Origin of the sequence: Helcococcus ovis (genome assembly GCF_004524775.2) — a bacterium.
Classification (GTDB): domain Bacteria; phylum Bacillota; class Clostridia; order Tissierellales; family Peptoniphilaceae; genus Helcococcus; species Helcococcus ovis.
This window is the reverse complement of record NZ_CP119081.1, coordinates 1,727,648-1,742,209: the sequence shown is the minus strand read 5'-3', so window position 1 is coordinate 1,742,209 and position 14,562 is coordinate 1,727,648. Positions and strand designations below refer to the sequence as shown.

Here is a 14,562-nt window from a genome sequence, read left to right as displayed (position 1 = left end):
GGTAAAATATGAAATTAAATAAATTATTATCGATTTTTTTAGCATCAGTTATATTTGTTGTAAGTTTACCTGTGAAAAATGCAAAAGCAGATGTACAAATACCTATAGCTAAATTAAATGCAAATAAAGTTTTTCAAGAAATAGATGGTTTTGGGGTATCTCAATCTGCGGATGTTTATGGAAATCAAATTTATGAACATCATAAAAGAGATAAACTAATGGATTTACTTTTTTCTAATGAAAAAGGTATAGGATTAAGTATTTTAAGAAGTGAAGTTGGTAATGGATTAAATATGCCAACTATTCATCCTGATAAGGATACATGGGATTTTAAACCATATGAACCGGAACAATGGGTTATGAATGAAGCTAGAAAAAGGGGAGTTCAAACATTTATGAGTACGGTTTGGTCGCCACCTGCATGGATGAAAACAAATAATAGAATTGTAAGAGGTGGGAGATTAAAAGAAGAGTATTATCAAGAATATGCTAAATATCTTGCAGAATATGTTAAAGGATATAAAAAACATCATAATATCAAAATAGATGCAATTTCTATTGCTAATGAGCCTGAATATGCTGCTTTTTGGCAATCTAATTTATGGTCAAAAGAAGAATTTAGAAAATTTGTAAAAGAATATTTAAAACCTACTTTTGTAAAAGAAAAAGTTGATGCAAAAATTATTGTAGGTGAAGAAGGAACTTGGACAGATAAAAGACTATCATCAATTTATGAAGATAAAGGTGCGATAGATAGTGTTGATATAATTGCATCACATTATTATAGAGGAAGACCATATGTATTTGAAGGTGCAAAGAAAAATAATAAAAAAATTTGGCTTACAGAAACTTCAGAAACTATTCTTAGAGGTACAGGTTTTAAGGATGGGGTAAAATGGTCAAGATACATTCATGATTTTTTAACTAGAGCGGATATAAATGCCTTTATTTTTTGGTTAGGAGCTGCTTATAAAAATAATAATGAAAGTTTGATAAGATTAGTTGACAAAGATAATTACATAGATGCAAAGAGATTGTATTCATTTGGTAATTTTAGTAAATTTATAAAACATGGATATAAGAGAGTAGAAATTACAGAAAATCCAACGGGAAATTTACATTTATCAGCATACAAAAATGATAAAACGGGAGATTTCGTTGTAGTTGCTCTTAATGATGGTCAAAATAATGAAACTATAGATTTAACTTTTGAAGGTGTAAAATTAAATAAACTTACCCCTCATATAACAAATGATAAGTACAATTTAGAAAAATTCCCATCACAATATATAGATGATAATACTGCAAGAATTTCAGTTAGTGGATATACCACTATAACATATACAGGCAATATTAATGACGAAAAACAACAAAATAAAAGCTATAGAATCTATGATAATTTAGATAATTGGGATAAGATTCATTCTAAATCAGGTAATTGGATGTTAGAAGCATATAATCCATATAACGCATTTGATAACGATTTTTCAAGAGCAAGAAGAACTAGACTTTCGAGAGAAAATATAGTTTATAAATTAGAAAATATGAAAGATTTTGATGCAGTTATATATTATCATATTGCTTTACAGGGATTAGATTTTGAAATATCTTCTGATGGACAAAATTGGGAAAAATTAGATTATATGTATGATTTGCCTATGTTAACCGGAGGGTATTGGGAAAAAATAAATGTAAGACCTAAAAAAGAATTAAAAGAGGGAACAAATTATTTGAGGATAACATTCGATAAAGGGGGTAAATGTTGGGATAAACATTTATCATTGATTAAAATTAGATAAATAATTGAATAAATTTATATTTTTAATAGTATTATTTTCACTATTTAAAATTATTAAAATATATAGGACTGTTGCAAAATAAACTTTTTGGTTATTTTATAACAGTCCTTTTTATTTTTAGGATTTTAATCCTTTTAATTTTATTCTAAATTTTTAATATAATCAGGTTTTTCAGTCAATATATAATCACTATTGAAAATGTCCATAAATTCTGCACCTGTTATAGTTTCTTTTTCTAAAAGATATTTTGAAATTTCATGAAGTTTATCTATATTTTCACGCAATAATGTATGAGCTTTTTTGTGAGCTTCAGAAATTATTTCCATTACTTTTTGATCTACTCTATTTTCGGTTTCAGCTGCTGCAAATGAATTAGTACCTGAGCCTTTTAGATATCTTGAAGAATTTTGTTCTAATAATATAAAGTCAAATTCTTGTTCCATACCATATGTTGTAACCATTGCTCTTGCGATTTTTGTAGCTCTTTCTATATCATTTGAAGCACCTGTTGTTTTTGTGTTAAATATAATCTCCTCAGCAGATCTACCACCCGTTAATATTACGATTTCTTGGAATAAATCTTCTCTTGATCTTAAGAATTTTTCTTCTTCTTCAACTTGCATTGTATATCCCAAAGCACCTGATGTTCTAGGAATTATAGTAATTTTTGTAACTGGAGCAGTATGAGTTTGAGCAGCTGCGGTTATAGCATGACCAACTTCATGATATGCAATAATTTCTTTTTCTTTTGAAGTTATTACAGCATTTTTCTTTTTATGACCAGCAATTACTACTTCTACAGATTCAGCTAAATCTTCTTCTGTAACTTTATCTCTGCCTTCTCTAACAGCTCTTAAAGCACCTTCATTTATCATATTTGCTAAATCAGCACCAGATGCACCGGCAGTCATTTTAGCAATGTTATGAAGATTTACATCTTCTTTCATTTTAATTTTCTTTGAGTGTACTCTTAGGATTTCTTCTCTACCTTTAATATCAGGTAATTCTACTCTAACTTGTCTGTCAAATCTACCAGGTCTTGTTAAAGCTGGATCTAGTATTTCAGGTCTATTCGTAGCAGCCAAGATAATTACACCACTTGTAGCATCAAAACCGTCCATTTCATTTAATAATTGGTTAAGTGTTTGTTCTCTTTCATCATTTCCACTATATCCTGATGTATCTCTACGTTTACCGATAGCATCAATTTCATCAATAAATACTATACAAGGAGATTTTTCGTTTGCTTGTTTAAATAAATCTCTAACTTTTGAAGCACCAAGGCCAACAAACATTTCTACAAATTCAGAACCTGAAATTGAGAAAAATGGTACATTTGCTTCTCCTGCAACAGCTTTAGCAAGAAGAGTTTTTCCTGTTCCGGGAGGTCCAACTAAAAGTATACCTTTAGGTGCAACAGCACCAATTGCAGCATATTTTTTAGGGTCATGAAGAAAGTCTACAATTTCTTCTAAGCTTTCTTTTGCTTCATCTTGACCGGCAACATCTTTGAATGTAGCAGAGTTAGATGCTTTTATATATCTTTTGGCATTTGATTTTCCAAAGCTTAAAGCATTTGAGCCACCCATCATACCTTTAGTTAAATATCTTATTATTAAGAACATTAATGCAAAAGGAACAACCCATTGTATTAAAAAGATAATTAGTGGATTGGTAGGTTCGATGATTTCACTTCCAAATTGAGTTTTTGTTTTTAAAATTCTATCTGTTAAATCTTTATCTGGCCATATGCCAACTTTGTAATTTAAATTTTTATCACCTTTTTTTACATTAAAACTTATTTGCTTACTTTCTGCTTTAATTTTTTCAATTTCTCCCTTGTTAAGCATAGTTAAGAATTGGTCATAACTTACTTCTTTAACAGAAGCATTTTTAATCATCGGGGCAAGTATAAATTGAATTAAAATAATTATAGCTGCACCGACAGCATACCAATACCATATAGGTTTTCTATCATCATTTTTTTTATCATTATTTTTAAATGGCATAAATTCTCCTATTTTATTTTTTATTATTGTATAACATAAAAGTGTTTAAATTTTGTTTATATTCTCCCTTAATATATATTACCCCAAAACAAAGAAAATATAAATATATTGATAAAATTTATATAATATGTGATAATAAGGTTAATATTGATAAACAATATAATTTTGTTGTATTTCAATAATTTATATAACTACGAAGGAAAAATTATGAAAGAAAAAAATAGAATAGTTTTTTTAGCGGGTGTTAGGACACCTATAGGTAAGTTTTTAGGTAAGTTTAGAAGTTTTACGCCTCAGAAATTAGGTGAGATTACGCTTAAAGAAGTTATAAATAGATCGAAAATAAATAAAGATGATATTGATGAAATTATAGTAGGAAATGTTATATCAACTCCTACTGCTTGTAATTTAGCCTCAGTAATAGGATTAGATTTAGGATTGAAAAATGATTTTACTGCTATGACAGTTAATAGAATATGTGGTTCAGGATTACAGTCTGCTATAAATGCATATCAAGAATTATTTTTTAATAAGAAAAAAGTTATTGCTACAGGAGGGATTGAAATTATGTCGAGAGCTCCATTTCAGTTAGAAGAAGATAGTAGATTTAATCCTAAAAAATTAGGAAATATACAAATTTTAGATGCAAATATTGAATCATTAAGATCTGCATCAGGCACAAATTCAAAGATTCCTAATATGGGGGTTACAGCTGAAAATATAGCAAAAAAATATGATATATCCAGAAAATTACAAGATGAGTATGCATTAAATAGTCATTTAAAAGCTATAAAATCGACCTTAAATGGAAGATTGAAAGAAGAAATGTTTTCTATTGAGGTTATTGAAAATGGGAAAAAAGAAATTATTGAAGAAGATTTACAGATTAGAAAAGATATTTCCATAGAAAAATTACAAAAATTGAAACCTGCATTTATAGAAAATGGAACTGTGACGCCGGGAAATTCTTCTAGTTTTAATGATGGAGCAGTTTTTGAAATAATGACAACAGAAAAATATGCAAGAGATAACAATTTAGATATTATGGCATATTTTGTAGATTATTCAGTTGTTGGAGTTTCTCCTGAAATGATGGGACTTGGCCCTGTCGAAGCTATTAAGCAATTGTGTAAAGATAATAATTTAGATCTAGAAAAAGATGTAGATTATTTGGAAATAAATGAGGCTTTTTCTGCACAAGTCATAGGTTGCTTGAAAGAATTAGGAATTTCACATTCATCAGATTTTTATAAAAATAAATTTAATGTTAATGGTGGAGCTTTAGCCTTAGGACATCCCTTAGGAATGTCAGGAGCTAGATTAATTAATACAATGCTCTATGAGTTTAAAAATAATCCATTAAAAAGATATGCGATTGTATCAGCATGTATAGGTGGAGGTCAAGGTATAGCTATATTATTAGAAAATGGATATTTTAATAAAAATACTAAATAGGAGATATTATGGATAATCTATTTTATAAATTTTATAATAAGACAATAAATGAAAGAAGAGAAATATTGAAATCATTAAATTTATTAAGTGAAATTAAAGTGTTAGAAAATGAAACGGCAAATTTAATGATTGAGAATTATATACAAAATTACCAAATTCCATTAGGAATAGCTATGAATTTTGAAATAAATAATGAAAAAATATTAATTCCTATGGCTATAGAAGAGCCGTCTGTAGTAGCTGCTGCAAGCAATGGGGCTAAAATTTTAGGAAATATAAAAACTGAAATGATTGAAAAAGCAGTTATAGGTCAAATAGTTTTGTATGATGTAAAAAATGTAAAATTATCTTTGGAAAGATTAAAACAACATCAACAAGAATTTATAGAAATGGCAAAAGAAAAATCTCAAAATATGATTAAAAGAGGTGGTGGTCCCAAAAAAATATGGTTTGAGGGGTTTGAAAGTGAAAAATTTGTAACGCTTTACCTTTCGGTAGACACCTGTGATGCAATGGGGGCCAATACAATTAACACAATTTTAGAACATATTTCACAAAGGGTCTGCGAAATTGCGGGTGCAGATTATATATTAAGAATAATTTCAAATAATGCTACAGAATCTATTGTAAGTGCAAAAGCAAGTATTCCTATTTTAAGGCTAAATAAAGATGTAGAAGTGGCAAAAGTTATTGCGAAAAAAATTGAGTTAGCTACAAAATATGCTAGTTTAGATCCCTATAGAGCTTCAACTCATAATAAAGGCATTATGAATGGAGTAGATGCTGTTGTATTGGCTACAGGAAATGATTGGAGAGCTGTAGAAGCTGCAGCACATACATATGCTGCTAGGTCAGGTCAATATAAATCCTTAACATCTTGGATCTATGATGAAGATAAGGAAGAATTGATAGGTGAAATAGAAATGCCTCTTCCAGTTGCTACTTTGGGAGGTACAATTTCTATTCATCAAATTGCAAATTGGTCATTAAATTTAATGAATAATCCAAGTTCAAAAAAATTAGCAAGTATAATAGCAGCAGTTGGTTTGGCTCAAAATTTCAGTGCAGTTAAGGCAATAGTAACAGAGGGAATTCAAAAAGGACACATGTCCCTTCATGCAAAGACTTTAGCTAAGCAAGCTGGAGCTAATGAAAATGAAATAGATGAAGTAGTTAAAAAACTCAAATCTAAAGGGAAAATAAACATAGAGGAAGCTAAATTAATACTTGATAATTTAAGAAATAAATAGGAGAAATATATGCAAGACAAATATGTTGGTATAGAAAAAATTTCATTATATATTCCAAAATATTATGTTAATATTGAAAAATTAGCAAGACAAAGGAATGTTGATCCTGATAAATGGACTAAAGGGATTGGTCAGGAAAAAATGTCGATTATTCCTAAAAATCAAGATATAGTTAGTATGGCGGCAAATGCAGCTATTAATATATTAAATGATGAAGATAAAAAAAATATAGGTCAGGTTATATTTGCTACGGAATCAGGATTTGACTTTTCAAAGTCTGCTTCAACGTATTTATTTGATTTGCTTCATATAAACAAATTTGCTAAAACTTATGAAATTAAACAAGCATGCTATTCAGCTACTGCTGCAATACAAATAGCGTGTGATTACGTAAGATTAAGACCAAATCAAAAAGTTCTTATAGTATCTTCTGATATAGCTAAATATGGTCCAAAAACCGGAGGGGAAGTTACGCAAGGAGCAGGAGCAATTGCGATTTTAATCAGTTCAAGTCCAAAAATTTTAAGAGTTACTGATAAGTTTGTATCGTTAACAAGAAATGAATATGATTTTTGGAGACCAAGTTATAGTGAATACCCTATTGTTGATGGGAAATTTTCAACTCAATTATATATTGATATGTTTAAGGAGTCTGTAAATGAATTTAAAAATAGATATAAAAATACGTTACAAAATATAGATACAATGTTATTTCATCTTCCATTCTCAAAGATGGGGAAAAAAGCATTGATATCATTAGAAGAAGATTTACCGTTATTATCTCAAAAATGGTTATCAAAGTATGATCAAAGCACAAAACTATGTAGACAAATAGGAAATTTGTATACCGGTTCATTGTATTTATCATTTTTATCTCAATTAATTTATGGAAATCTTAAAGAAAATTCAGAAATAGGATTTTTTAGCTATGGTTCAGGGGCTGTATGCGAGTTATTTACAGGGATATTATTAAAAGATTTCACTAGTAATATAGATATAAAATTCATAGAAAAAATGTTAGAAAACAGAGATGAGATAGACGTATCAGAATATGATCTTAACTATTTTGAAAAGATATATACTGAAGAAAATTTTATACATGTTGAAGAAAAATTAATGGAAAAAGGATTTAATTTAAAAGGAATTGAAAATGGTAAGAGAGAGTATGTTTTGTTAAAGTGAAATTTTCATTAATTTGTGGTATATGGAATTAACCCATGAGAAAATTATATGATTATAATTAAAAAGTCAGTAGTAAAAAAGCTGTTATAAAGTAATTTAATTAATTACTTTATAACAGCTTTTTTGAAAACGACAATCAAAACAGGTTAATATAGGTGAATAATTTAACATTAATATTTTTGAAAAAATAATACAATTATAACTCAATTCATGTATTATATATCATATAATTTTGGAATAAAAATATAAATTTATTTGTAGAAGTTAATTGTACTACCAAGAATACGTATTCAGATATAAAATATAATTAAATTAATATAAAGAAGAAGGGAGGAATAATGAAATCAAAAAGAAAAGAATTAATAAAAGATTTGTTGACAAATGCTAACGAATATGTAACTTATTCAGATTTTTCTAGAAAAATTGGTGTTTCCAAAAGAACGGTATCAAAATATATTAAAGAGATAGAAACTGAATTATTTTCTGAAAATATATTAATTGAAAAAAAACGTGGCGTAGGCATTAAATTAGTTAAAGAAGATCATATACAAAAAAAACATTTAGAAGAAAATTTTAATGATAAATATGATATTTTGAATAGAAGATTAGAAATAATGAGAAAATTACTTTTTGATGAAGATTATATAAGTATAAATAAATTGTCAGAGATATATTTTGTAAGTAAATCTTCTATTAATTATGATATTGAAATTATTTCAAAAATACTATGTTATGGTTCGAATATTAAATTAGTAAGTGATAATTTTGGTACAAGGTTAAAAGGAAAAGAATATGATTTTCAAATTGCTCTTTTGCAGTTTAATAGGTTTTTATTAAATAAGGTAAGGGGTTACATAGGAGTAGATGATTCTTTAGAAAAAATAAGTTTATTAGAACATTATTATGGTGAAAAGTTAGTAAAGATTTGTAAAAATATATTATTTAATTTTATAAAACAAAATAGCAATGTTGTTGCAGATTATTATATACAGAATGTATTGAATATTTATATAATTCTTGTTTATAGATTAACTAAAAGTAAACATCATGAAAAAAGGAAATATAAAAATAATCTTTTAAGAGATGATTATAAAAATGGTTCTAAATATTTATTGAATACAGCATCAAAAGAACTTAATTTTGAATTTAAGGAATTTGATATTGATTTTTTAGAAAATCAATTAATCTTAAATAGATTTGAAAATGTAAAAGAAACAAAAGAATCTATAGAAATGGTTGATAAACTTATAAAAAAAGTTTCAGAAGCATTTGGAATAAATTTCTTTGATAATAAGGAGTTTATAAATCAGATATCAAAACATATACCAGCAATGATATATAGATTGAAGAATCATCATAAAGTTGATAATCCATTTACTTCTCAAATAAAAGTTGAATTTCCTCTTACATTTAATACGATTTGGATTTCATTATCCGACTATTCTAAACAATATAATTTTCAATTAATTGAAGATGAAGTAGCATTTTTAACTTTATATTTTCAATCTGCAATAGAAAAACTTAAAATGAATAAAAAAATTTTGTTAGTTTGTCAGTTAGGAAATTCATCTTATGAATATTTGATAAGTAAAATGGAAAATAATTTTCCTTTTATTGGCAGTATTGATTTTGCCTCAGCTTTAGAAATAGAAACTATTGATTTAGATAAATATGATTTTATTATTTCTACTTTTTATTTAGAGAAAGTTAAAAAAGAAGTAATTATGATTTCTCCATTTTTAACTAACAATGATATTAATAAAATTAAGCAAATTATTTATTTAAGTAGTAAACGTAAAGATCAAAATAATGAAAAAAAACTATATAATAAATTTTTATTTAAGGAAAATATTTTTTTAGATAAAAATATTTCATCTAAAGAGGAATTATTAGAAAAGGTAGGAAAAGATTTAATAAAAAAATCAATAGTAAAAAAAGAATTTATAAAAGATGTAATTGAAAGAGAGGAATTAGGAGGGACTGATTTACCAATAGGGGTTGCGATACCTCATGGTAGTCCTAAAAATGTTAATAGTACTTCTATTTTATTAATAAGAACTAAGAAAAAAATAAAATGGAATGAGTACTATGTAGATATATTTTTTATTATTTGTGTTGCGAAAGCAGATGTTAATGACACTAGAGAAATTTTGTCACATATTTATGAAATTATAAATGATGAAAAAAAATTAAAAAAAATAAGATATGGAAATATAGATAAAATTATCGGAGTTTTTGAGGAGGAATAATTTGAATAATGAAAAGAAAATAGAAAATGTGATTTATAAGCAATTAATTTTTCTAAATATGAATAAAAAAAATAAAATAGATATTTTTGATTATATAGCAAATAAGGCTAAGGAAATTAATTTGATTAATAATATTGGTAAATTTATAAAATCTTTAGAAAAACGAGAGAAAATAATGCCGACGAATATCGGGAATTTAATAGGGATACCACATGGACAAAGTGATTCGGTAAATAAACCATTTATAGCTTTTATGAGATTGGAAAAAGAAATTGATTGGATTAATTATGATAGTGAAAAAGTAAAATTAATATTTATGATTGGAGTTCCTGAAATAAATGCTAGCAAAATACATTTAAAAATAATATCTGAATTGAGTAAGAAGTTGATAGATGAAGATTTTAAAAATATGTTACTTCATGAAATAGATCAAAATATTATATATGAAAAATTGAATTCAATAAAAATAAAGGAGGAAAAATGAAGATAGTAGCAGTAGCTGCTTGTCCAACAGGTATAGCACATACATATATGGCACAGGCGGCGATAGAGAAAGAATGTAAGAAGAGAGGTATATATGTAAAAGTTGAAACTCAAGGAAGTATGGGAATTGAAAATGAATTAGAGCAGGAAGAAATTAATGATGCAGATGTTGTAATTTTTGCAGTAGCAATAAGTATTGAAAATGAAGAAAGATTTGATGATAAAAAAAATGAAGGAAAAATAATTTATGTAGAGCCAGGAGAATTATTAAAAAGACCGGAAAAATACATAAGTGAAGCAATTTCATTGATTTAATAACAAAAAAGGAGTAAAAATGAATAAAAAAATTTTTAATGAATTACAGAAAGCTTTTAATACTGGTGTGTCATATATGTTACCATCAGTCGTTGTTGGTGGTATATTCATTGCTTTAGGGCTTGCAACAGGGAAAGCAACAAATACAGGAATGGAGGTATCAAGTCAATTTTGGAAAAATATAGTTGATATTGGAGTTGCGGGATTTGCAATGATGATTCCTTTACTTTCAGGATATATTGCTTATTCAATATCAGGCAAGCCTGCTTTAGCACCTGGTATGATTTTAGGTTACCTAGCAAATAATCCAATAGGACAAAATCAAATAAAAACAGGTTTTATAGGAGCTATGATTTTAGGAGTAGCTACAGGATATTTTATAAAATGGGTTAAGACATGGAAAGTAAGCAGTACAATAAGAACTATAATGCCAATATTAATTATTCCAATTATATCCGTATTCACATTAAGTATGATTTATATATATTTAATAGCTTCACCAATAGGAGCCTTAATGGAAGGACTTGTAAATCTTCTTAAAAATATACAAGGGGGAAGTGCAATACTATTAGGTGTAATTATAGGGGCAATGACAGCTATAGATATGGGGGGGCCTATAAATAAGACAGCTACAGCATTTACTATTGCTTTGATGGCTGAAGGAATATATGAACCAAATGGTGCTCATCGAGTAGCTGTTGCAATACCACCTTTAGCAATGGCGATTTCTACATTAGTTTCAAAAAATCGATATACAAAAGAAGATAAAGATTTAGGACTTTCAGCACTATTTATGGGAATGATTGGAATTACAGAAGGAGCTATACCTTTTGCTGTTAAAGACATGAAGAGAGTTTTACCATCAATCATAATAGGTTCAGCAGTAGGAGGAGCTATAAGTATGCTCCAAAATGTTAAAGTATTTGTACCTCATGGAGGACCTATAGTATTACCAGCTGTTGAAGGTAGAATATGGTTTATTTTATCAATATTAATTGGGACATTAGTTTCAGTTGTTATTTTACATTTTACTAAACCTAAACTTGATATTGAAAATATTGAAGTTGAAAAATAGAAAGGATAAAAAATGAAAAAATTACCTATAAAAAAAATAGTAGAAGGATTATTAAAACTTCAAAAAAAGGGAGATAGTGCAACATTGTTAGGAATAGGACCTATGTCATTAAATTGTGTACAAGCATCTTTAGAACTTTCTATGGAATATGATTTTCCTGTTATGTTTATAGCAAGTAGAAATCAAGTAGATTTAGATGAATTGGGAGGGGGATATGTTAACTCTTGGGATCAAAAAAGATTTGCTAAAGATGTTTATGAAGTTTCCAAAAAAATTAATTATGATAATTTTTATTATTTGTGTAGAGATCATGGAGGACCATGGCAAAGAGATAAGGAAAGAAATGATAATTTACCAGAGAAGGAAGCTATGGATTTAGGTAAAAAATCATTTTTAGGAGATATTGAATCTGGTTTTGATTTATTAATGGTTGATCCTACAAAAGATCCTGTAGAAATTGGGAAAGTAATCCCTTTAAATGTTGTATTAAAGAGAACAGTAGAACTAATAGAGTATTGTGAAAAAGAACGTAAATTAAGAAATATTCAAGAGATTGGATATGAAGTAGGAACGGAAGAAACCAATGGAGGACTAACTTCAACTGAAATTTATGAAAAATTTATAAAAAAATTAAGTAAAGAATTAGAGTTGAGAAATTTACCTATGCCTACGTTTATAGTTGGACAAACAGGAACATTAGTAAGAAAAACAGAACAAGTTGGAACGTTTAATTTTGAAAATGCATATAAACTTTCGGAAATGGCAAAGAAGTATGGAGTTGGTTTAAAAGAGCATAATGGAGATTATCTAGATGATATTTCATTGTTAGAACATATTCCATCTAATATTACAGCTACAAATGTTGCACCTCAATATGGTACAGAAGAGACTCGAGCATATTTGAAGCTGGGAAAAGTTGAAGAAAAGTTATATGAGTATGGTTTAATTAAAGAAAAATCAAAAATTAAAGAAGTATTACTGATTAATGCTATAAAAAGTGGAAGATGGAAAAAATGGATGGTTGGAGAGCAAGCAAAGTTATCTGTAGAAGAAATTTTAAATTCTAATGATGAAATTCTTAAAGAAGAAATTTTAGATATAGCTGGTCATTATACTTTCAATTATGATGATGTAAAAGAAGAGATAGGAAAATTATATAGTAATTTAAATGAAAATAATATAGATGGCAATAGATTTGTTATTGATTATATAAAAAGACCAATTAGAGATTATGTTGAGTGTTATAAGTTAAAAGGAGTGACTACAAGAATTAAGGAAATATTATAAAATGGTAAAAAGAATGATATTTTTTGATATAGATGATACATTATATGATCAATTTATTCCTTTTGAAAATACATTTAGAAAAAAATTTAGTAATTTAAATTTGAATACATTAGAGTTATTTAATTTAAGCAGAAAATTTAGTGATGAAAAATTTCCTTTAACAGAAACAAATAAAATTTCCGTAGAAGAGTTACAAATCTATAGAATAAAAAAAGCTTTTCAAATTCAAAAAATTTTCATAGATGATAAAACAGCATTAGATTTTCAAAGAGAATATAAATATAATCAATTGAAAATATCATTATCTATGGAATTAGATAAAATACTTTCATATATAGTTTCAAAAAATATAAAAGTTGGAATAATAAGTAACGGTCCAAGTAGTCATCAAAGAGAAAAAATAAAAAGTTTAGGGCTGCAAAAATATATCCAGCCTAATAGTATTTTTATTTCATCAGAAGTTGGAATTTCAAAGCCTAGTATAGAGATTTTTAAATTTATAGAAAAAAAATTAAAATTAAATACTAAAAAAGATAAAATATATTACATTGGGGATTCATTAAATAATGATATAATTCCATCTAGATTAAATAATTGGATTAGCGTGTGGATAGACAGAAGAAATAAAAGTGATAAATCAAATTTTGATATACCAGATTTTTTGGTTAAAAGTGAAAAAGAATTATATAATCTAATAACAAAATTAATTTAATTAATTTATGTTTTATTAATTAAATAATATTGACAGAATAAATTAACTATAAAATAAGGAGGTGTTAATGAAATTTTTTGTAGACACAGCTAATATAGAAAAAATAAAAGAAATTAATAATCTTGGGTTATGTGATGGAGTAACAACAAATCCAACTTTAGTTGCTAAAGAAAAAAGAAATTTTGAAGAAATTATTAAGGAAATTTGTTCTATTGTTGCTGGACCAGTTTCTGCAGAAGTAACATCATTGAAATCTGAAGATATGGTAAAAGAAGCAAAAAATATTGCAAAATGGTCAAATAATGTTGTTATAAAAATACCTATTACAGAAGAAGGATTAAAAGCTATAAATATTTTATCTAAAGAAGGTATTAATACAAACTGTACTTTAATTTTTTCAGCAGCTCAGGGATTGTTGGCAATGAAAGCAGGAGCTACATACATTAGTCCATTTTTGGGAAGAATAGATGATATGGGTGAATTAGGTATAGGATTGATTAAAGATTTAAGGGAAATAATTGATAATTATAAATTTAAATCAAAAATAATTGCTGCATCAATAAGAACAATTGCACACGTAAAAGATTCGGCAATCGCAGGAGCGGATATTGCAACTATACCAGCGGATTTATTTCCTAAATTGTGGAAGCATGTATTGACAGATAAAGGATTAATAGATTTCTTAAATGATTGGGAAAAATATAAGGAAGAATTAAACAAATAAAATAAAAGAGAGGTAAATTCTA

12 protein-coding genes are annotated in these 14,562 nt (G+C 26.9%); 11 read left to right on the top strand and 1 reads right to left on the bottom strand.

Features of this window, described 5'->3' with window-relative positions; all coding sequences use genetic code 11:
• The first annotated feature begins 8 nt into the window (after positions 1 to 8).
• Positions 9 to 1,799: a glycoside hydrolase family 30 protein gene (locus EQF90_RS08160; protein ID WP_134710849.1), complete on the top strand. Its 1,791-nt coding sequence runs from the start codon at positions 9 to 11 to the stop codon at positions 1,797 to 1,799.
• A gap of 140 nt (positions 1,800 to 1,939) precedes the next feature.
• Here EQF90_RS08160 and ftsH read toward each other — a convergent pair whose 3' ends face one another.
• Positions 1,940 to 3,808: an ATP-dependent zinc metalloprotease FtsH gene (gene ftsH / locus EQF90_RS08155; RefSeq protein WP_134710850.1), complete on the bottom strand. Its 1,869-nt coding sequence runs from the start codon at positions 3,806 to 3,808 to the stop codon at positions 1,940 to 1,942.
• A 207-nt stretch (positions 3,809 to 4,015) separates the two neighbouring features.
• Between ftsH and EQF90_RS08150 the strand changes: the two genes are divergently transcribed.
• The 10 genes from EQF90_RS08150 (at position 4,016) to fsa (ending at position 14,540) form a co-directional block, all read left to right on the top strand.
• On the top strand, positions 4,016 to 5,263 hold the full coding sequence (locus tag EQF90_RS08150; protein ID WP_134710851.1) for a thiolase family protein: 1,248 nt from the start codon (positions 4,016 to 4,018) through the stop codon (positions 5,261 to 5,263).
• Between the two features lie 8 nt (positions 5,264 to 5,271).
• On the top strand, positions 5,272 to 6,513 hold the full coding sequence (locus EQF90_RS08145) for a hydroxymethylglutaryl-CoA reductase, degradative (protein ID WP_134710852.1): 1,242 nt from the start codon (positions 5,272 to 5,274) through the stop codon (positions 6,511 to 6,513).
• A 9-nt stretch (positions 6,514 to 6,522) separates the two neighbouring features.
• Entirely contained in the window at positions 6,523 to 7,695 is a 1,173-nt protein-coding gene (locus EQF90_RS08140; protein ID WP_134710853.1) for a hydroxymethylglutaryl-CoA synthase, read from the top strand.
• Between the two features lie 338 nt (positions 7,696 to 8,033).
• The gene (locus EQF90_RS08135; protein ID WP_134710854.1) at positions 8,034 to 9,944 is read left to right on the top strand and encodes a BglG family transcription antiterminator; all 1,911 of its coding nucleotides are present in this window, start codon (positions 8,034 to 8,036) and stop codon (positions 9,942 to 9,944) included.
• A 1-nt stretch (position 9,945) separates the two neighbouring features.
• On the top strand, positions 9,946 to 10,428 hold the full coding sequence (locus EQF90_RS08130) for a PTS sugar transporter subunit IIA (protein WP_209021404.1): 483 nt from the start codon (positions 9,946 to 9,948) through the stop codon (positions 10,426 to 10,428).
• Complete coding sequence (locus EQF90_RS08125; protein ID WP_134710855.1) at positions 10,425 to 10,742, top strand: PTS fructose transporter subunit IIB; 318 nt, start codon at positions 10,425 to 10,427, stop codon at positions 10,740 to 10,742. Before EQF90_RS08130 ends, EQF90_RS08125 begins: the two co-directional genes overlap by 4 nt.
• Before the next feature lie 19 nt (positions 10,743 to 10,761).
• Positions 10,762 to 11,817: a PTS fructose transporter subunit IIC gene (locus tag EQF90_RS08120; RefSeq protein WP_134710856.1), complete on the top strand. Its 1,056-nt coding sequence runs from the start codon at positions 10,762 to 10,764 to the stop codon at positions 11,815 to 11,817.
• Positions 11,818 to 11,829: 12 nt separating this feature from the next.
• On the top strand, positions 11,830 to 13,104 hold the full coding sequence (locus EQF90_RS08115) for a class II D-tagatose-bisphosphate aldolase non-catalytic subunit (RefSeq protein ID WP_134710857.1): 1,275 nt from the start codon (positions 11,830 to 11,832) through the stop codon (positions 13,102 to 13,104).
• Position 13,105: 1 nt separating this feature from the next.
• Complete coding sequence (locus tag EQF90_RS08110; protein WP_134710858.1) at positions 13,106 to 13,816, top strand: HAD family hydrolase; 711 nt, start codon at positions 13,106 to 13,108, stop codon at positions 13,814 to 13,816.
• 67 nt (positions 13,817 to 13,883) lie between these two features.
• Positions 13,884 to 14,540: a fructose-6-phosphate aldolase gene (gene fsa / locus EQF90_RS08105; RefSeq protein ID WP_134710859.1), complete on the top strand. Its 657-nt coding sequence runs from the start codon at positions 13,884 to 13,886 to the stop codon at positions 14,538 to 14,540.
• Positions 14,541 to 14,562 lie beyond the last annotated feature (22 nt).

Bases quoted from the DNA above. Each gene is read 5' to 3' on its own strand.
- EQF90_RS08160 (WP_134710849.1), top strand. From the start codon at position 9: ATGAAATTAAATAAATTATTATCGATTTTTTTAGCATCAGTTATATTT.
- ftsH (WP_134710850.1), bottom strand. From the start codon at position 3,808: ATGCCATTTAAAAATAATGATAAAAAAAATGATGATAGAAAACCTATA.
- EQF90_RS08150 (WP_134710851.1), top strand. From the start codon at position 4,016: ATGAAAGAAAAAAATAGAATAGTTTTTTTAGCGGGTGTTAGGACACCT.
- EQF90_RS08145 (WP_134710852.1), top strand. From the start codon at position 5,272: ATGGATAATCTATTTTATAAATTTTATAATAAGACAATAAATGAAAGA.
- EQF90_RS08140 (WP_134710853.1), top strand. From the start codon at position 6,523: ATGCAAGACAAATATGTTGGTATAGAAAAAATTTCATTATATATTCCA.
- EQF90_RS08135 (WP_134710854.1), top strand. From the start codon at position 8,034: ATGAAATCAAAAAGAAAAGAATTAATAAAAGATTTGTTGACAAATGCT.
- EQF90_RS08125 (WP_134710855.1), top strand. From the start codon at position 10,425: ATGAAGATAGTAGCAGTAGCTGCTTGTCCAACAGGTATAGCACATACA.
- EQF90_RS08120 (WP_134710856.1), top strand. From the start codon at position 10,762: ATGAATAAAAAAATTTTTAATGAATTACAGAAAGCTTTTAATACTGGT.
- EQF90_RS08115 (WP_134710857.1), top strand. From the start codon at position 11,830: ATGAAAAAATTACCTATAAAAAAAATAGTAGAAGGATTATTAAAACTT.
- EQF90_RS08110 (WP_134710858.1), top strand. From the start codon at position 13,106: ATGGTAAAAAGAATGATATTTTTTGATATAGATGATACATTATATGAT.
- fsa (WP_134710859.1), top strand. From the start codon at position 13,884: ATGAAATTTTTTGTAGACACAGCTAATATAGAAAAAATAAAAGAAATT.